Genomic DNA, 18,496 nt, shown 5'->3' on the forward strand with positions numbered 1-18,496 from the left:
CTCAGACCTTGGTCTCATGGCTCACAGGCGTGATCGCGCCGCGTTTCAAAACCGCCTCGCGCCATGTAATGAACGTGACAGAGCCCAGGATCACGAAACCGCCGATCACCACCCAGATATCAACGCCCTCGCCAAAGGCGAAATATCCAAGCGCAACCGCCCAGATCAATTGTAAAAACGTCACTGGCTGCGTCACTGTCAAGGGCGCCGAGGCAAAGGCAAGCGTCATGGTGTAATGCCCTGCCGTGGCAAAACAGGCGACCGCGAACAGCATCGCCAACTCGCCCCAAGTCGGCGGAATCCAGACCGCATAGGCCAAGGGTGCCAGCCCGATCGTCACCGTGATCGACAGCATCGCAACCACCACGGAAGCGGGCACCGCATCCGCCAACATCTTGGCCGTCAGGTAGGAAATACAGAACACCATCGCAGCCGCCAGCATCGCAAAATGGCCAATTCCGAGCTCGCGAAAGCCGGGCCGCAGGATGATCATCGCACCGACCAGTGCCATCAATACTGCCAACAAACGGCGCAGCGCGAGCGTTTCACCAAGGAAAAGCGCCGCCGCGATGGTGACATAAACCGGGGTGAGATAATTCATCGCCGTCACTTCAGCGATGGAAATCTGCGTCATGGAAAAGAACCAAAGCGTCACGCCAAACGTGTGAAACAGCCCGCGCACCGCAAACAGACGCCAGAGCCGCGGGGTCAATTCAACCCGCCTAAGCGCCCCTAAAATCGGGATCAGGAACACCAATCCCATGGCATAGCGCAAAAACGCGGCCTCGGCGGCGGGAATGCGCGGCCCGTTCAGCTTGACCAGCGCCGTAACCGCGACAAAGCAAAGCCCGGTCACCACCATCCAAAAGACCCCGACCACAGGGCGCTGCGCGTGTTTTTCCATACCGACGTCAGATCAAACACTTGGCAGAGTTGCAAGCCTCAGATCAAAAGCGAAAGTGCGATTCCCCACATGGTCGCGGCGATGATCGCGTCCAGAATACGCCAAGCGGCGGGGGTTGCAAAAATGGGCCCAAGCAGACGCGCACCAAAGCCCAACGCTGTGAAAAACGTAAAACTGGCCAGCGCAGCGCCCGCGCCAAAGGCGACCCTGTCCTCATATTGCGCCGAGATCGAGCCGATCAGAACCACCGTATCAAGGTAAACATGCGGGTTCAGCCAAGTGATCGCAAGCAAGCTCGCCAATGTGGATCTGAGCGAACTTCGGGCGCTCGCGCTCGCGTCCAAAACCGCACCGCCGCGCCACGCAGAGCGCGCATTCTGCAAACCGTACCAGAACAAAAACGCCGCTCCGCCGTAGCGCATCGCACTTTCGAACCATGGCAGCGCCTTTGCCAATGCGCCAAATCCCGCGACCCCTGCAAGGATCAGGATCGCGTCGGAAATCGCGCAGGTCAACACGATCGCAAGCACATGTTCGCGGCGAAGACCATGTTTCAGCACGAAAGCATTCTGCGCGCCAATGGCAAGGATGAGCGAAAAGCTAAGCGCGAAGCCGGGCAAGAAAGACGACAGAAACGTGGGCATAGGGGCGTGTCCTCGGGTGAAGTTGCCATTGCTTTACGGCGCGGGCCAAATGAAGCCTAGTGAAAGAAATTCACTTGAGATAAGTTTTACTAATGCACTTCGACTATGATCAGCTGCGCGCGTTAACCGCAATTTTACGAAGCGGCAGCTTTGACAACGCGGCCGCTGCGCTTGGCGTGACCCCCTCGGCAATCTCGCAAAGGCTCAAGGCGCTGGAGGAGCAAGTCGGCGCACGGCTGGTTTTGCGGGCCAATCCGTGCAGCGGCACACCGCTTGGCCAGCGCCTTGCGCGCCACGCTGAAGACGTTGCCTTGATGGAAGCGCAATTGCTGCCCCAACGCAGCGGCCCCGCGCGCATCAGCGTGGCGGTGAACGCCGACAGCCTTGCCACATGGCTCGTTCCCGCGCTCGCCAGCCAGCCCGATCTGCGCTTTGATCTAACGATCGAGGATCAGGATCATAGCTTGCGCCTGCTGAAGGAAGGCCGCGTCGCAGCGGCGATCACCACCCGCGCGCAGCCCGTTCAAGGCTGCGACAGTTTCGCTTTGGGGGCGCTGGATTATGTCGCCACCGCCAGCCCCGTATTCGTGCAGCGCTGGTTTGCCGACGGCGTTAACGCCGCCGCACTTGCGCAGGCCCCCGCGTTGATTTTCGATCGCAAGGACGATCTGCAGCGTGCTTGGGCCTTGCAGGAAACAGGCGCCAGCATTGCATTAAGCGGACATATCATGCCCTCGACCCAAGCCTTCGTCGCCGCAGCCTTGGCCGGGATGGGCTGGGGCATGAACCCCGCCGCACTGGTAAAAACCGCGCTTGAGCAAGGAGCGCTGGTGGCGCTTGGAGGCACGCCTCATTTTCACACACCACTTTACTGGCAGGTGTCCCGCCGCCTCGCGCCGCAACTGGCCGGGCTCACGCGCGCTCTGAACAACGCCGCGAAAGTCGCGCTCGTTGCGCCGCGAAGCCAAAACAGCTAAGCCCGACGCATGGTGAATTTCATGCTCAATCCGATTGTCCTGCCACAGGGGAGTGCGCTGCGCCGCAGACATATCGTCCCTGCGCAATATCGCCTTGAAGGCTATGACGAGACTTATGATTTTCGTACAATTGCATATGATGTGATCTGGATAGAGCGACAAAAAGCGTTGCTTTTGATCTGCCCTAAACTTCTCAATCTTGAAGGGCTGGTAAAAGCCGCAAGAATAACGGCTTGCGGCCACGTCTTGCCACGCCCTCGCATCAAGCGATACAGGCGTCATGACGAAGTCTGGATACCGCTTGCAGAGCGCCCAAGCGAGATCGGCTTTGAAGCAGAAGGCCTCACGCTGAGGGTGAAAATAAGCCGGCAGAGCCATGAATTTGATGGTAAAAACGTGATGATGACCAAGTCGAAAGACAATACGCTTGTCTGGATCCAAGACTGGCTTCGCCATCACGTGAGCGCCCAAGGGGCAAACGCAGCGCTGATCTTCGACAATGGATCGACGCAATACCCCCTATCACATTTACAACAAGCTATGGAAAACGTGCCGGGCCTTGAAGCCGCCCATGCCATCGCCTCGGATTTTCCGTTTGGAAGCTGGAAAGCCAGCAAATTGATGCACCGCTCCATGTTCTATCAGGCCGGTATGCTCGCCATTGCGCGGCACCGCTTTTTGCACGCCGCGCGCGCCGTTCTGCCGATCGACGTGGACGAAATGGTGACGGGGGCGAATGTCTTTGACGCCGCCCTTCGCTCGCGTCTGGGCTATGTCACTATCCCCGGGGTCTGGCGCTATTCGAAGCTGACTGACGATCAAACCCCGCTTCACGCAGATCACGTCTGGCGGCGTGATCCTGATGCCGCCTGCAAGGAAAAATACTGCGTCATTCCCGGCAGATGGTTCACAGATACGGTCTGGGATATTCACGGGTTGCGGCGCTATGCCTTCAACAGGATGGTGCTGCGCGATGATGTGCGTTTCCTACACTGCGAACATATTTCGAACGGGTGGAAACGCAAGCGCGACGCAGCGGCCGGCGCGCTGCTGATGCGAGATGCGCAAAGCGAAGCTGCGCTTGGCGGGCTGCTTTAAATGCAAACGGCCCTTGCACAGCATTCACCGCACAAGAGCCGCCAAAAAACTTAAAGCATTACATTAAAGCTGCTCCATAACCTCATCAGATGCTTCAAAATTTGCCGTTACACGCTGGATATCATCGTCATCCTCAAGCGCGTCGATCAGCTTCATCAGCTTGGTCATGCCCTCCAGATCCATCTCCGTGGAAATGTTGGGTTGCCAGATCAGTTTGGCGCTGTCGCTCTCGCCCAGCGCGGCTTCCAGCGCGTTGGAAACATCGTTCAGGTCACTGTCTTCACAAATGATGATGTGGCCCTCTTCAGAGCTTTCGCAGTCCTCTGCGCCCGCCTCGATTGCCGCTTCCATCACAGTATCCGCGTCCCCAGCAGAGGCGGGATAGGTGATCTGGCCCTTGCGATCGAACATGAAACCGACCGAGCCTGTTTCACCCAGATTGCCGCCATTCTTGGAGAATGTCGAGCGCACGGTCGAGGCGGTGCGATTGCGATTGTCCGTCATCGTCTCGACGATGATCGCCACGCCGTTCGGGCCATAACCCTCGTAGCGGATTTCCTCGTAATCATCGCCCTCGCCGCCGATCGCCTTCTTGATCGCGCGGTCGATATTGTCTTTCGGCATGGATTGGGATTTGGCCTCTTTCACCGCAAGGCGTAGGCGGGGGTTCTTTTCGGGATCGGGATCGCCCATCTTGGCGGCGACCGTGATCTCCTTCGAGAACTTGGAGAACAATTTCGAGCGCAGCTTGTCCTGACGCCCTTTACGGTGCTGAATATTTGCCCATTTTGAGTGGCCGGCCATGTGTCTCTCCAGATGAGAATGTGTACAATTGGGCTCCGTATAAGGGAGCGCAGGGCATTCCCGCAAGTCGGTTTGCCACGCCGCTTACTGTGCGCAGACCTGCGCCAACAGATCACGCAGCAGAACAAAAAAGCTCCAGGTGAGCGATATCAGGATCAGCGCAAGTATCCAGTTGGGAAACAACGCAGAGAACGCCAATAGATTTTGAACGTGCTTTACCTGATTGGAGCGCTCAGGATCGTCGCTCCGCATCTTGTTCAACTTGCGCTCTGCCAAGCGAGAGCGCAGCACAAAAGAGAACGCATAAAGCGCGCTTGCGCCCAGCACCAACGGCGGAATCGTTTTGCCATAAGCAATTGCAAAAATCCAAAACCCCGGCATCAGCGCGGCGATGTAAGCCCCGAGACTACACATGCCTACGCACCTTCATTCATCGCGAAAGGCCACAGGCATCTACTCACTCCGTTCAGCGCTCAGATTGATCGTGAAGCCAAGGGCCGCGGCAAGGGCGAATATCTTCCACAAAGTAGGCCCCGACACCGATTCCCCGCGCGCAATGCGCGACAGGGCGGTGTGATCAAAGCCATATTGCTTCTGGATTTCCCGCCCGCTCAGACCAGAGCCATGCAGCATCTGGGCAATGACACTGGCACCAACAGTTTTTGCCAAATCCTTGCCGACCTGCTCCAGAATATCCTTTTTCTCGGAGGCGGGCATGGCCTCATAGGCGTCATCAAGGCGCGATCCGGAACTGGGCGTTGGAAGCTCAAGCGTTGTTTGCGCTTCAGGCGCTACCCCAGAGCGGGGCGCGATATCGCCCAGCATAGGCCGCGCCGTTTGCGCATCTGCTCCAGCCACATGAAATTGAGTGGGCGTTCCGTTACTAGGGAAAACACCTGCATCAGACATATTATCCTCCTTGAAGGGGCAAAATCATGGATTCTTTGTTGCCTCACAGAGCAACATTTAGGTCAAAACTTTACGCTTGTCAAGTTTTCACCGCTTAGCCTCTGCGCTGCATCGCATGTAAAGTCGCGACAAATTGCTTGATATTGGAGGCCGCGCAAACCCGATCCAGTTTTTCCTGCATCTCACTGAAAGAGCCGATGTCCCAGAACGTCAACTTGCAGCTCGGCGTAGCGGAAAAGAACACGCAGGCTGCAGTATCGGGCTTTTCGCGTGCGAAAATCGCAAAATAGGCCTCATCATCGCCAAAAGCCGCATGAGGCAAATCCTTGATCATGTGTAGATCGCTCAGCTTCGACAAAAAACCTGCCCCTACTGGCGGTGGATAATACGCGTCAACAAAGACCTTCTCGTAGAGAAAGTCTGCGTAAAAATTGGCTGCGGGCAACACCTGCGTGCGCATGCCATGGATATAACTGCGAAATGAAATTGCATCACGCAAGGCTACCTCGCGGCTATATCCCGCCTGAAGCGCAAGACTTTTAGGACCGTCATCAAATTCCTGAGTGCAGACAATTTCGATCTGGTCCATTGTCACCCTCTAAACACACCAAACATTACACCCCAACCATAAAAGACATCGCCCATGACACAAGAACAAATCATTATCTTCGCGCTCTTCGGAGCGGTCTTCGCTCTCTTGCTCTGGGGGCGGTTTCGCTATGATATCGTTGCCTTTTCCGCGCTTATGGCGGGGGTCTTACTGGGCGTGGTGGACACCAAGGACACGTTTTCCGGCTTTGGCCATCCCGCGACCCTGATTGTCGCTTTAGTGCTGGTCGTCTCGGCAGGTCTCGTGCGCTCGGGCGCGGTGTTCCTGATCACGCGCACTTTGGTGGATAGCTCGCGCTCGCTTGGCGGGCATATCGCACTCATGGGCGGGATCGGCGGGGTCCTGTCGGCATTCATGAACAACGTCGCGGCGCTGGCACTGTTGATGCCGGTCGATATACAGACCGCGCGCAAAGCGGGGCGCGCACCGAGGCTATCACTGATGCCACTCAGCTTTGCGACCATCCTTGGCGGCATGGTCACACTGATCGGCACACCCCCGAATATCATCATCGCGGCCATCCGCGAGGAAAGCCTTGGCGAGCCGTTCAAGATGTTCGACTTTGCCCCTGTGGGCGGCATCGCGGCGATTGCGGGCCTGACGTTCGTGGCGCTGGTCGGCTGGCGCTTCATCCCCTCGCGCGGCGATAGCACGGGTGCAGGCGGCGATATGTCGGATTATGTGGCCGAATTGACCGTGCCCGAAGGCAGCAAGCTGATCGGCAAGCGCCTGTCGGAAATCGAAGAGGACGCGGAAAAGGCGGATGTGGCCATCCTTGGTCTGATCCGCGATGGCAAACGCCGCTACGGGCGCGCGAACAACTCCGAACTCAAAGGTGGCGATACGCTGGTGCTCGAGGCCTCCCCCGATGCGCTGGATGAATTCCGCGCGGCGCTCTCGCTGGCCTTTGCGGATGCCAAACGCGAGGAACATCTGAAAGCCGCAGGCGACGGGCTTGACGTGATCGAAGTGGTCGTGTCGGAAAATGCGCGCATCGCGGGCAAGACCGCGCAGGCGCTTGGCCTGTCATGGCGCCAGCGCACCGTCTTGATGGGCATTTCACGCCAAGGCAAAGCGATCCGCGATCACGTGCGCCGCACCGAAGTACGCGCGGGCGACATTTTGCTACTGCTGGTCCCCAAGGATCGCGGCCCGGATGTGACCGAGTGGCTCGGCTGCCTGCCCCTAGCCGGGCGTGGATTGGCCGTTACGCAAGACAACAAGGTCTGGCTTGCGATTGGCCTCTTTGGCGCAGCTGTTGCCGCCGCGAGCCTTGGTCTGGTCTACCTGCCTGTCGCACTTGGCCTTGTTGTCGTGGCCTATGTGCTGGCCAAGATCGTGCCCCTGAGCGAACTCTACACCCATATCGAATGGCCAGTAGTGGTGCTGCTCGGCTCGATGATCCCGCTGGGCGCAGCGCTGGAAAAGGCGGGCGGCACGGAATTGATTGCAGGCGCACTTGTCGGCGCGACCGAGGGCATGCCGGCTTGGGCGATCCTGACGGTTTTGATGGTCGTGACCATGACGCTTTCGGATGTTTTGAACAACACCGCGACGACGATCGTAGCCGCGCCCGTGGGCATCCAGATGGCGCATTCGCTCAACGTCTCGCCCGACCCGTTTCTGATGGCGGTGGCGATTGCGGCCTCTTCCGCTTTCCTCACGCCGATTGGCCATAAAAACAACACCCTGATCCTAGGACCCGGCGGCTATCAATTCGGTGACTACTGGAAAATCGGCCTGCCACTGGAAATCATCATCGTGGCTGTATCGATCCCTGCCATTCTGGTGTTCTGGCCGCTTTGAGCCGATCAATAAAGCCGGGCAAGCACCGCGGCCTCATGGGCCTTCAGGCTTAGGCGCGCGCTACCGTAGGGGGCGGACATGGCCAGTTCGGGGAACAATTCGAGCAACTCGCTACGCGCCCCGCCTTCAAGTCCGGCGACATTTTTCGCCGTAGGGTGATAGCTTTCGGACCAGCACCCTTCGGAGCGGACGATTTCGTGGTTATCGAACAGAATATGCACATAGCTCACCTCTTCGCAGGGCGCGGCGCGGATGCTGTGATCGTTGATCAGCATTTTTGCCGCAGCCAGCACTTCAGGTTCGCCGAACATCAATTCCGCCTGCCAGCCTTGCAACAACATGCGGTGCTGCGGTGACACCCTGAGATCGGCAGTATTGCCGAGCGTGCCCTTACGAATCAAAATCGGCGCGAGATGCCCTTGCCCCGCAACTGTGCGCGCGCCGACCCAGCGCACGATCTGAGAGCCGTTGTCGCGCGTCATGACCGCGTCGCCGACTTCGATCTGGCCAATCGCGATCTCGCCCTTGGTGGTGGAAATCCGTGTCTGCGCCGCGAAACATACCACATTGGTATTGTCGAACGTGAGATCCGCGGCGGCGATGCCCGTCATCTCGATACCGCCGCCAATAGCGGTGTTGTCGGAAAAATCACCAACCGATTGATTCAGCACACCGTCGTCAAGAAAATCCGTCCGCAGTTCGGTGAGACCCGAATAGAACGCGCTCAGATCGACGAAATCATTGTTGCTTTGATCGCCATCCGTGACCGAGCCGGAGTTACCTGCGTTGAAGTCGGTGATCGTGTCATTGCCGTCGCCTGCGTTGAACACATAGGTATCGTTCCCCGCGCCGCCCGTGAGGCTGTCCGCGCCAGTGCCGCCGATAAGCGTGTCGTTACCGCCATTGCCTTCGATGGTGTCGTTGCCGCCGCCACCATCAATGCTGTCGTCGCCCTCAATGCCCGCAGGCACGCCCGTGACCGAATACTCCGGTCCGGGCGGCATGCCGATCATCGGCGATGTCAGCAGGTTTTGCGTCGCGCCCCCCGTGTCAGGGCCGCGCACCATGGCCGACAGAGTGTCGCCTCCGCGATTTTCCCAATAACGGATCTGGATCGTGTAGGTTTCACCCGGATCGAGGATCGCATCACCAAAGCGCGACGTGGTACTTTGATGGAAATCGTTGTTCAGATAGTCAAGCGTGCCACCTGTCTGGTTGCTGAACGAGACAGGATTGCCAGAGCTGTCGAACAATTGCAGCGTCGAGCCATCGTCGGACGCCGTGGTAAATCGGTAAGAGCCACCCGCGACCACGTTGATCGTGCTGGTATAGATGACGCCGAAATCTTCGGGGTTGGCGCTTGCGGCGTTGCCGCGCACCGTGTTGGTCAGCCCGCCCTCGTTGAAATCGGTGACATAGCCCGAGCCTGTGCGCGTGCCGTTCTCGATATCGAAGGCTTGTCCTGCGGCGCTGGAGAAATTGTAATCAAAGGTCTCGAAATGCCACGCGCCGTCAACGGGGCCATCGCCTGCCAGAACGTCCGCGCTGCCACCGCCGGTGATCGTATCATCGCCGAACGCGCCCGTCAGGGTATCCTGCGAGCTCGTGCCGGAAATCGTTTGATCCCCCTCAGTGCCGGGATTCGTGTTTGTGTTCGTCGCCATACCAAAGCAAACCTTTTAAAACCTGCGCCTCTCCTACCCTTTAAATGTGATTAAAATTTGTCGCGCAAACGGCGACAATAATTGGAATTGCGTTGGATTTTACGGGTTTTGCCCAATTGCATTCCGCGCAGGCCAAAGCGCGCTTTCCTCGCGCGTTTCGAAATGCCGCGCTTGCGCCGCCCGCTACGCATGCTAATCGGGAGATATGAGAACACTTTTTCTAGGCGATGTGATGGGCCGCGCGGGGCGCAGTGCCATTACCACACAGCTTCCCAAACTGCGCGAAGAATTGCGCGCGGATTTCGTGGTGGTGAACGGCGAAAACGCCTCTAACGGCATGGGGCTCAATGCAGAGCACGCAAGCGCGATTTTCGCAGCGGGCGCGGACTGCGTCACCCTTGGCGATCACGCCTTTGATCAGCGTGACATGCTGCAACATATCGAAAAGGACAACCGCATCCTGCGTCCTTTGAATTTTGCCAAGACCGCGCCGGGGCGTGGCCACAAGCTATTCAAAGCGGCGGGCGGACAAAAGGTGCTGGTGCTGCAAGTGCTCGGGCAAGTGTTCATGAAGCGCGCTTTTGATGATCCGTTTTCCGCCGTGGACGCAGTGCTGCGTGCGCATCCCCTCGGGGGCCTTGCGCAGATGATTTTGGTGGATGTGCACTGCGAAGCAACGTCCGAGAAAATGGGCATGGGGCATTATTGCGACGGGCGCGCCTCGATCGTCGTGGGCACGCATACCCATGTCCCCACCGCCGATGCGCAAATCCTGCCGGGCGGCACTGCGTTTCAAAGCGATGCGGGCATGTGCGGCGATTACAATTCGGTCATCGGCATGGAAAAAGAAGAACCCATGCGCCGCTTCGTCACCGGCATGAGCAAGGCGCGTTTTACCCCTGCGGCGGGCGAGGCGACGCTTTCGGGGCTGTTCGTGGTCACGGATGATCGCACGGGCAAAGCGACGTCGGTGCAAATGATCCGCCGCGGCGGGCGGCTCGAGCAAAGCGGGCCATGAAAGAGACCCTGCCCCTTTTCGGTGTCCTTTTATTGCTGGGCGCGGGCTGGGGCATCACCATGCCTCTCACCAAGGTCACGGTCGGGGCGGGATATCAGCACTTCGGTTTAATCTTCTGGCAATTCGCGATCGGGGCCGCCTTGATGGGAAGCGCGCTGCTCGCGCGGCGCAAGCTTAGCCTGCCGACACTGTCGCAATGGCGCTTTGCCGCGATGATCGCGCTAATCGGCACGCTTTTACCCAATTCGGCCAGCTATCAGGCCGCTGTCTATTTACCGAGCGGCGTGATCTCGATCCTCTTGTCACTCATTCCGATGATCGCCTTTCCCATCGCCCTTGCGCTTGGCAATGACCGCTTTTCCAACCGTAAGCTGATTGGGTTAACCCTTGGTTTTGCCGCTGTCGTGTTGATCGCACTCAACAGCGGCAGTTTCGGCGGGACTGTATCGCTTTGGTGGGTTGCCGTGGCCTTGATTGCGCCCAGCTTTTACGCGCTGGAGGGCAATGTGGTTGCCAAATGGGGCACCTATGGGTTTGATGCGATGCAAACCTTGTTCTGGGCAAGCGTTATTGGGCTTTTGCCAGCCCTCCTCCTCGCACTGGGTTCGGGCCAGTTCATCGCAGTGCCGCGCGTTTGGGGCACACCGGAATATGCGTTCTTGCTGGCTTCGATCGCACATGCGCTGGTTTATGCGGGCTATGTCTGGCTGGTGGGGCGCGCGGGCGCAGTGTTCACGGCGCAGGTCAGCTATCTGGTGACGATTTTTGGCGTATTCTGGGCCGTGATGCTGCTGGGCGAGCTATATGCCAGCGGCATTTGGGCCGCACTCGGATTGATGCTGTGCGGAATGTTTCTGGTGCAACCAAGGGGCAAGCAGCCCTCTGTCGAGGTGATGCCATGATGTTGTTTGAATTAACACAAACCCAAAGCGCAGTGGCGGCGATGCTCACTGTCCTTGGCATGTTCGTACTGTTCGTACGCGAAAGCTATCCCACCGAAGTGGTCGCAATCGCCGGCGTCGCGTTTTTGCTGATCCTTGGCGTGCTACCCTATGAAAACGCGCTGACCGTGCTGTCCAACCCTGCCCCCTGGACCATCGCGGCCATGTTCATCGTGATGGGTGCTTTGGTGCGCACAGGCGCGCTGGAGGCCTTTACCAAACTGGCTGACAAACAGGCAAAGACGCGCCCCGCAGTGGCGATCGCCATGCTGCTGGCCTTCGTGATCGTCGCTTCCGCCGTGGTGTCCAACACGCCTGTGGTCGTTGTGATGATCCCCGTTTTCGTTCAGCTTAGCCGCACCCTTGGCACCAAGGCCTCCAAGCTGCTCATTCCCCTAAGCTACGCCGCCATTCTCGGCGGCACGCTTACCTTGATCGGCACCTCAACAAACCTGCTTGTCGATGGCGTCGCGCGCTCCAAGGGGATGGAGCCGTTCACCATTTTCGAGGTCACGCCACTAGGCATCGTTCTGGTGATCTGGGGCATGCTCTATCTGCGCTTTGTCGGACCTTATTTGCTGCCAGAGCGTGACAGCATGGCTAGTCTTTTGAGCGACAAGAGCCAGATGAAATTCTTCACCGAAGCCGTGATCCCGCCCGAGAGCAATATGATCGGGCGCGACGTGATGGGCGTACAACTGTTCAAACGCGAGGGCGTGCGATTGATCGACGTGGTGCGCGGTGACACTTCGCTGCGCCGCAACCTTAAGGAGGTGACGTTGCAAGTGGGCGACCGCGTGGTGCTGCGCAGCCGGATTTCCGAGCTGCTCAGCCTGCAAAGCAACAAGGAACTCAAACGCATCGATCAGGTTTCTGCGGTTGAAACCCACACAGTCGAAGTGCTTATCACGCCGGGCTGCAAGATGGTCGGGCGCACCCTTGGCGCGCTGCGTCTGCGCCGCCGTTTCGGGGTCTATCCGCTTGCGGTGCATCGCAGAAACCAGAATATCAGCGGTCAGCTTGACGCGGTGAACGTGCGCATAGGTGATACGCTTTTGCTCGAAGGCTCGCCCGAGGACATCCAACGCCTTGCCAGCGAAATGGACCTCGTTGACGTCTCGCAGCCCTCGGACCGCGCGTATCGGCGCGGCCATGCGCCCATCGCCTTGATCGCGCTCTTCGGGATCGTGGCGCTTGCGGGCTTTGGACTGGCGCCGATTTTCTATCTCTCGATCATCGCTGTCGCCATTGTGCTGATCGCGCGCTGCATTGACGCGGACGAAGCGTTTTCCTTTGTGGACGGGCGCTTGCTTACCCTCATCTTCGCGATGCTCGCCATTGGCGCGGCACTGGAAAGCTCCGGCGCGGTCACGTTGATCGTCACCGCGCTCGCGCCCTACATAAGCGCGCTGCCGCCTTTCCTGATCATCTGGGCGATTTATCTGCTGACCTCGGTTCTGACAGAGCTGGTTTCCAACAACGCGGTCGCAGTGGTCGTCACCCCGATCGCCATCGGTCTTGCAGACGCCATGGGCATCGACGCCCGCCCCTTGGTGGTCGCAGTGATGGTCGCCGCCTCGGCCAGTTTTGCCACGCCCATCGGCTATCAGACCAACATGCTGGTCTATGGCCCCGGCGGTTATAAATTCACTGATTTCCTGAAGGTGGGGATACCGCTTAATCTAACTATCGGCATTCTCGCTTCCGCGCTCATTCCACTGCTTTGGCCGCTTTAGAGGCACGAGAGTGCGGATGAGTTTATTGGCAAGATGAAGACGCTTAGGGCGGCGTTATGATGCCTGCTTCGGTTATGATGAGATCGAGGGGTTGATCTGTAGGTTCCAGCGGTAGGCCCTGCGCCTCTTGCGCGGCGAATGCGAAGCCGATGGCGAGCGTGGCGCGGCGCGCGCGCAGACGCTCTAGCGTGCGGTCGTAAAAGCCGCCACCATAGCCAAGCCGACCTCCGCTTCGATCAAAAGCAACCAGCGGAACGATGACGATTTCCGGCTCGATCCATTCCCCATGCGCGGGGATAAAGGCACCGAACGTGCCCTCCACCATGGCGCAGCCCGGAGACCATTCGCGAAAATCGAGCGGCGTGGCTTTGGCCTTGATCACCGGCATGCCAACTGGCCCATGCGCCGCCGCTTCGGCCATGGCTGGCAGCGGGTCTATTTCGGTACGCATGGGCGCGTAACCCGCCAAAGGGACACCGCGATAGCCCGCAAGCACTTCGCTTAGATAGCTTGATTGCGCAGCATGGGCGCTCGCAAAGGCCACTTTGCGGCGCGCGAAAGCGGCGCTGCGGGCGGCGGTTTTGAGGGCGTTCAGATCGCTCATAGCAGGAACATCGCGGCAAGGCCGAGGAAGGCGAAAAAGCCAACCACATCGGTGACAGTCGTCACAAAGGCCCCAGAGGCGAGCGCCGGATCGACGCCTGCTTTTTCAAGGATCACGGGGATCACGGTGCCGGCCAGCCCCGCAACCACCATGTTGATCACCATCGCAGCGGCAATGATATAGCCCAGCGCAGGCGAGCCGAACCAGAGCACACCGACGACGCCCATAATGGCGGCAAACACAAGACCATTGATCAACCCAACCAGCACTTCGCGCCGGATCACCCGCCACACGTTTGAACCTGTGAGGTCCTTGGTGGCAATCGCACGCACAGCCACAGTAAGCGATTGCGTGCCCGCATTGCCGCCCATGGAGGCGACGATGGGCATCAGCACCGCAAGCGCCACGATCTGCGTGATCGCCGCCTCAAATTGCGCAATGACGAGGCTGGCCGCAATCGCAGTGACAAGATTGACCGCGAGCCACGGCAGGCGCTGGCGCGTTGTGCTGATCACGCGGTCCGACAAAGACCCCTCGCCAACGCCCGCAAGGCGCAAAATATCCTCTTCGTGTTCTTCATCCAGAACGATCATCGCGTCATCAATGGTGATCACCCCGACAAGGCGATCGTCCTCATCTACGACCGGCGCGGAAATCAGATGATACTGGTTGAACGCGTAGGCAACCTCGCCCTCGTCCTGCATCGCCGGGATGACTTGGAAAACATCTTCGGTGATTTCCCACAACAGCACATCGCGCTTGGAGCCCATCAGCTTGCCGAGGGTGACGTTGCCCACAGGTTTGTAGCGCGGATCGACCAGCGTGACGTGATAAAACTGATCCGGCAGGCTGTCTTGTGCGCGCAGATAGTCAATGGCCTGCCCGACGCTCCAGTGCTCGGGGGCCATTACCACTTCGCGCTGCATCAGGCGGCCGGCAGAGTTCTCGGGATAGGTCAGCGATTGCTCAACGGCGACGCGGTCACTGTCCGCAAGCGCGTCCAGAATGACGTCCTGCTGGCCAACGTCCATGTCTTCGATCAGATCGACGACATCGTCGCTTTCCATCTCGCGCACCGCATCGGCAAGCACTTCGGGGCGCAGCGCAGTGATCACCTCGTCGCGGATGCTCTCGTCCAGCTCCGAGAGGATTTCACCGTCGAATTCGCGATCATACAGATGGATAAGGCGCAGACGTTCGCCCGAGCTGATCTGCTCCAGAAGGTCGGCGATGTCCGCGGGGTGAAGCGGCTCCATGCGCGCGATCAACAGCGCTTGATCACCCTGCTCGACCGCACCGAGAATCGCGGCGACGTCAGAGCGTTCCAACACATAGTTTCGCTCCGGCGCGTCGGGGCGCGGTTCCATCCCTGTCTCGAAGTCGCTCATATCGGCTGCCTTTATTCTGCGGCGGGTGTTTTGCGGCGGGCTTTGCTCGGGGGGATCATAGGCAATGCCACGCGCGAGCAACAGGGGCAGATCGGGGACGCGGGCGAAAATCCTGTTTCACGCAGGCCTCTTTGTGATAGCGATGGATAATGACACAACAACATATACTGTCCGGCGATCTGCTGATGTTTGCCGGCGATCCATTTCATGCGCCGCCCAAAGAAACCGTCCTGATCGAAACCGACGGCGCAGTCCTTATCGAGAACGGCCAAATCGGCGCGAGCGGTGCCCGCAGCGCGCTGCTTGCGGCCTATCCGCAAGCGCGCCATCACGCCCATCCCGGCAAGCTGATCTGCCCCGGTTTCATCGATGCGCATGTGCATTATCCGCAAACCGCAATGATCGCGTCTTGGGGCAAGAGGCTGATCGACTGGCTGAACACCTATACGTTTCCCGAAGAAATGCGCTTTGACGATCCCGCCTATGCAGCAGAGATTTCAGCGCGCTATCTGGATCTGAGCGCCGCGCATGGCACCACAACGATGGCCAGCTATTGCACGGTTCACTCTGCCTCGGTCGATGCGTTCTTCGGCGAAGCGTTAAAGCGCGGCCAGCGGGTCGTCGCGGGCAAGACCTGCATGGATCGCAATGCGCCGGAGGGGCTGCGGGACACGGCGCAAAGCGGCTATGACGATAGCAAGGCGTTGCTGGAGCGCTGGCACGGCACCGGGCGTTTGTCCTATGCGATCACACCACGCTTTTCTCCGACCTCGACGCCGGAGCAGCTTGAGGCGATGGGCGCGCTTTGGGCAGAGCATCCCGACTGCCTGATGCAGACACATCTGAGCGAACAAGTGGATGAAATCGCTTGGGTGCGCGAATTGTTCCCCGGCGCACGTGACTATCTGGACACCTACGAGCAGTTCGGGCTTTTGGGTGCGCGCGGGCTATACGGGCATGCGATCCATCTGGAGCCGCGCGAAATTGACCGAATAGCCGAGCACGGCGCGTCGTTGGTGCATTGTCCGACCTCGAACACGTTCATCGGCTCGGGTCTGTTCGATATGACAGGGCTGAAAGCGCGCGGCCTTTCGGTGGGCCTTGCCACGGACACAGGCGGCGGGTCGAGCTTTTCGATGCTGCGCACCATGGCCGCAGCCTATGAGATCGGGCAGCTTAAGGGCACGGCCCTGCATGCGGGGCAATTGCTGTGGCTGGCCACCCAAGGATCGGCCAGATCATTGCACTTGCACGATAAAATCGGCGCGCTTGATGTTGGAATGGAGGCGGATATTGCCGTGCTCGATCTGGCATCGACGCCTGCGATTGCCCAGCGCTACGGCAATGCGCAAAACCAGTGGGACCGCGTGTTTCCCACCATTATGATGGGCGATGATCGCGCGATCGCGGAAGTCTGGATCGGCGGCGTCAAGCAAGTAGGCTAGCGTCTCAGCAACCCGTCTTGCCCAGCACCATCACCCAGCTTTCGCCCGATTGTGCCATGCCGAAGTGGATTGCATTGCCGCTAAGCAGGTTCTTGCGGTGACCTGGAGATTTCTGCCAGCCCGCAAGAGCTTGCAACGCGCCTTCCTGGCCTTGCGCGATGTTTTCGGCAACAAAGCAGAAACCGTAGCCCTGACGTTTGACGCGGTCCCCGACGCTTGATCCATCCTGCCCCGTGTGGCTGAAATAGGCATTACGCGCCATGTCATCCGCATGGGCCTGCGCTGTTCGGGCAAGGCGGGCATCGGCGGCAAGCGGCGCTTTACCGTTTGCGGCGCGAAACGCATTTATCTCTGGCGCGATGCTGGCACTGAGCCCGCCCGCAGGCTCGGCAATCGCCGCCGCCCCGCGTGGCGTGACATCCGCACCAGAGCGCACACAGCCCGAAATTAGTGTTGCAGACAACAGGCAGAGCAAGGCAAAGCGCATGGAAATTCCTATCCGAGAAAGGCTACCCTTCGGACAGTAGCTGCGCGAGTTCGTTTTGTCGCCCTATGGTTTTGGGCAAATCGATCGACATCACTTGCCCGGAAGCAACAACGCGCCGCCCCTCGATGAACAGATCGCGCACCTGCGTTGGCCCCGCGAGCAGCAAAGCCGCGGGGTCCCAGCTACCCGCCGCCTCGATCCCGCTCATGTCCCAGATGGCAAGGTCAGCGCGTTTGCCAACGGCAATCTGCCCGCAATCGCTCCGGCCCAAAACCTCGGCACCGCCGCGCGTCGCGATGCGCAAGGCCTCGCGCGCGCTCATCGCATCCGCGCCGTTCGCCACCCGTTGCAAAAGCATCGACTGGCGCGCTTCGAGCACAAGATTGCCCGCATCGTTGGAGGCTGAACCATCGACGCCCAGCCCCACGTTCACCCCCGCATCGCGCATGGCGCGCACAGGCGCAATGCCGGACCCGAGGCGGCAATTGGAACACGGACAGTGCGCCACGCCCGTTCCGGAGCGCGCGAAAAGATCAATCTCCTGCCCGTCGAGCTTGACGCAATGGGCATGCCAGACGTCATTGCCCGTCCAGCCCAGATCTTCGGCATATTGCCCGGGACGCGCGCCGAATTTTTCCAGAGAATAGGCGATATCTTCATCGTTTTCAGCGAGGTGTGTGTGCAGCATCACGCCTTTGTCGCGTGCAAGAATCGCCGCATCACGCATCAAATCGCGGCTGACGGAAAAGGGCGAGCACGGCGCAACGCCTACGCGGCACATAGAACCCTCGGACGCATCGTGATGCGCATCGATCACGCGGATACAGTCCTCGAGGATCGCGCTTTCCTTTTCGACCAGCGCATCGGGTGGCAGGCCTCCATCGCTCTCGCCGATAGACATGGCGCCGCGCGTGGGATGAAAGCGCATGCCGATATCTGCGGCGGCGGCGATCGTGTCATCAAGGCGCGCGCCGTTAGGGTAAAGATAGAGATGATCCGAGCTCAGCGTACAGCCCGAAAGCATCAGTTCCGCAAGGCCGATCTGCGCGGAGATATACATTTCCTCCGGCCCGAATCGCGACCAGATCGGATAGAGCGTCTGCAACCAGCCGAACAGCAGCGCATCCTGCCCTCCCGGAACCGCGCGCGTCAGCGACTGAAAAAGGTGATGATGCGTGTTCACAAGGCCGGGCGTGATCAGGCAACCGCGCGCATCGAGCGTCTTGTGCGCGCCGGCTAGCCCCTGCCCCACTTCGGCAATGACTCCGCCTTGAAGGCGAATATCGCAATCCCGCATTTCGCGGCCCGCGTCGTCCATGGTCAGGATCAGACGTGCATTTTTGATAACTGTATTGTCAATTTCGTTCATATTTAGCGTCCTTCTACGTGCTTGCACGCTTTTTTCGGTAGATATCCAAGTCTGGCTCGGGGCTGCGACAGAAAAAAGCGAAGGACTCGCAG

General features: G+C 59.2%; 18 protein-coding genes. 7 read left to right on the plus strand and 11 right to left on the minus strand.

Features of this window, described 5'->3' with window-relative positions:
• Window position 1: 1 nt before the first annotated feature.
• Window positions 2–904: a DMT family transporter gene (locus tag B9P63_RS14715; protein ID WP_085310153.1), complete on the minus strand. Its 903-nt coding sequence runs from the start codon at window positions 902–904 to the stop codon at window positions 2–4.
• Between the two features lie 38 nt (window positions 905–942).
• Complete coding sequence (locus B9P63_RS14720) at window positions 943–1,548, minus strand: LysE/ArgO family amino acid transporter (protein ID WP_085310155.1); 606 nt, start codon at window positions 1,546–1,548, stop codon at window positions 943–945.
• A 92-nt stretch (window positions 1,549–1,640) separates the two neighbouring features.
• Here B9P63_RS14720 and B9P63_RS14725 point away from each other — a divergent pair, with 92 nt between their 5' ends.
• Complete coding sequence (locus tag B9P63_RS14725; protein ID WP_085310157.1) at window positions 1,641–2,525, plus strand: LysR family transcriptional regulator ArgP; 885 nt, start codon at window positions 1,641–1,643, stop codon at window positions 2,523–2,525.
• A gap of 21 nt (window positions 2,526–2,546) precedes the next feature.
• Window positions 2,547–3,623, plus strand: coding sequence for a hypothetical protein (locus tag B9P63_RS14730; RefSeq protein WP_139816269.1), 1,077 nt, complete (start codon window positions 2,547–2,549; stop codon window positions 3,621–3,623).
• A 63-nt stretch (window positions 3,624–3,686) separates the two neighbouring features.
• Here the strand turns inward: B9P63_RS14730 and B9P63_RS14735 are convergent, their stop codons facing one another.
• The 4 genes from B9P63_RS14735 to B9P63_RS14750 all read right to left on the minus strand — a co-directional run bounded on the left by B9P63_RS14735 (window position 3,687) and on the right by B9P63_RS14750 (window position 5,925).
• Window positions 3,687–4,427, minus strand: a complete 741-nt coding sequence (locus B9P63_RS14735) for a YebC/PmpR family DNA-binding transcriptional regulator (RefSeq protein ID WP_085310160.1) — start codon at window positions 4,425–4,427, stop codon at window positions 3,687–3,689.
• An 84-nt stretch (window positions 4,428–4,511) separates the two neighbouring features.
• On the minus strand, window positions 4,512–4,841 hold the full coding sequence (locus B9P63_RS14740) for a hypothetical protein (RefSeq protein WP_085310162.1): 330 nt from the start codon (window positions 4,839–4,841) through the stop codon (window positions 4,512–4,514).
• A gap of 39 nt (window positions 4,842–4,880) precedes the next feature.
• A complete protein-coding gene (locus B9P63_RS14745; RefSeq protein WP_139816270.1) occupies window positions 4,881–5,336 on the minus strand; it encodes a helix-turn-helix domain-containing protein in 456 nt (151 codons plus the stop codon).
• A gap of 94 nt (window positions 5,337–5,430) precedes the next feature.
• Window positions 5,431–5,925, minus strand: a complete 495-nt coding sequence (locus B9P63_RS14750; RefSeq protein ID WP_085310166.1) for a hypothetical protein — start codon at window positions 5,923–5,925, stop codon at window positions 5,431–5,433.
• 54 nt (window positions 5,926–5,979) lie between these two features.
• Between B9P63_RS14750 and B9P63_RS14755 the strand changes: the two genes are divergently transcribed.
• Window positions 5,980–7,752, plus strand: coding sequence for an SLC13 family permease (locus B9P63_RS14755; protein WP_085310168.1), 1,773 nt, complete (start codon window positions 5,980–5,982; stop codon window positions 7,750–7,752).
• A gap of 5 nt (window positions 7,753–7,757) precedes the next feature.
• On the opposite strand, the gene B9P63_RS14760 is transcribed toward B9P63_RS14755, so the two are convergent.
• Window positions 7,758–9,416, minus strand: coding sequence for a Hint domain-containing protein (locus B9P63_RS14760; protein WP_085310170.1), 1,659 nt, complete (start codon window positions 9,414–9,416; stop codon window positions 7,758–7,760).
• Window positions 9,417–9,621: 205 nt separating this feature from the next.
• Here B9P63_RS14760 and B9P63_RS14765 point away from each other — a divergent pair, with 205 nt between their 5' ends.
• From B9P63_RS14765 to B9P63_RS14775, 3 genes are read left to right on the plus strand one after another with little or no spacing between them, the layout of a single operon-like run.
• Window positions 9,622–10,434: a TIGR00282 family metallophosphoesterase gene (locus tag B9P63_RS14765; protein ID WP_085310172.1), complete on the plus strand. Its 813-nt coding sequence runs from the start codon at window positions 9,622–9,624 to the stop codon at window positions 10,432–10,434.
• Entirely contained in the window at window positions 10,431–11,336 is a 906-nt protein-coding gene (locus B9P63_RS14770; RefSeq protein ID WP_085310174.1) for a DMT family transporter, read from the plus strand. The genes B9P63_RS14765 and B9P63_RS14770 overlap by 4 nt, the downstream gene beginning before the upstream one ends.
• Window positions 11,333–13,111, plus strand: a complete 1,779-nt coding sequence (locus B9P63_RS14775; RefSeq protein ID WP_085310176.1) for an SLC13 family permease — start codon at window positions 11,333–11,335, stop codon at window positions 13,109–13,111. The genes B9P63_RS14770 and B9P63_RS14775 overlap by 4 nt, the downstream gene beginning before the upstream one ends.
• 43 nt (window positions 13,112–13,154) lie before the next feature.
• Here B9P63_RS14775 and B9P63_RS14780 read toward each other — a convergent pair whose 3' ends face one another.
• Window positions 13,155–13,715, minus strand: a complete 561-nt coding sequence (locus B9P63_RS14780; RefSeq protein ID WP_085310178.1) for a 5-formyltetrahydrofolate cyclo-ligase — start codon at window positions 13,713–13,715, stop codon at window positions 13,155–13,157.
• The gene (mgtE, locus tag B9P63_RS14785) at window positions 13,712–15,103 is read right to left on the minus strand and encodes a magnesium transporter (protein ID WP_085310317.1); all 1,392 of its coding nucleotides are present in this window, start codon (window positions 15,101–15,103) and stop codon (window positions 13,712–13,714) included. The genes B9P63_RS14780 and mgtE overlap by 4 nt, the downstream gene beginning before the upstream one ends.
• A gap of 149 nt (window positions 15,104–15,252) precedes the next feature.
• Here mgtE and guaD point away from each other — a divergent pair, with 149 nt between their 5' ends.
• Window positions 15,253–16,548 (plus strand): guanine deaminase, encoded by a 1,296-nt coding sequence (gene guaD, locus B9P63_RS14790; RefSeq protein WP_085310180.1) that lies wholly within the window; start codon window positions 15,253–15,255, stop codon window positions 16,546–16,548.
• A gap of 4 nt (window positions 16,549–16,552) precedes the next feature.
• Here guaD and B9P63_RS14795 read toward each other — a convergent pair whose 3' ends face one another.
• Both B9P63_RS14795 and B9P63_RS14800 read right to left on the minus strand, forming a co-directional pair.
• Complete coding sequence (locus tag B9P63_RS14795) at window positions 16,553–17,035, minus strand: CAP domain-containing protein (protein ID WP_085310182.1); 483 nt, start codon at window positions 17,033–17,035, stop codon at window positions 16,553–16,555.
• Between the two features lie 22 nt (window positions 17,036–17,057).
• Window positions 17,058–18,404: an 8-oxoguanine deaminase gene (locus B9P63_RS14800; protein WP_425439752.1), complete on the minus strand. Its 1,347-nt coding sequence runs from the start codon at window positions 18,402–18,404 to the stop codon at window positions 17,058–17,060.
• Window positions 18,405–18,496 lie beyond the last annotated feature (92 nt).

This window comes from Planktotalea arctica (assembly GCF_002105285.1).
GTDB lineage: Bacteria > Pseudomonadota > Alphaproteobacteria > Rhodobacterales > Rhodobacteraceae > Planktotalea > Planktotalea arctica.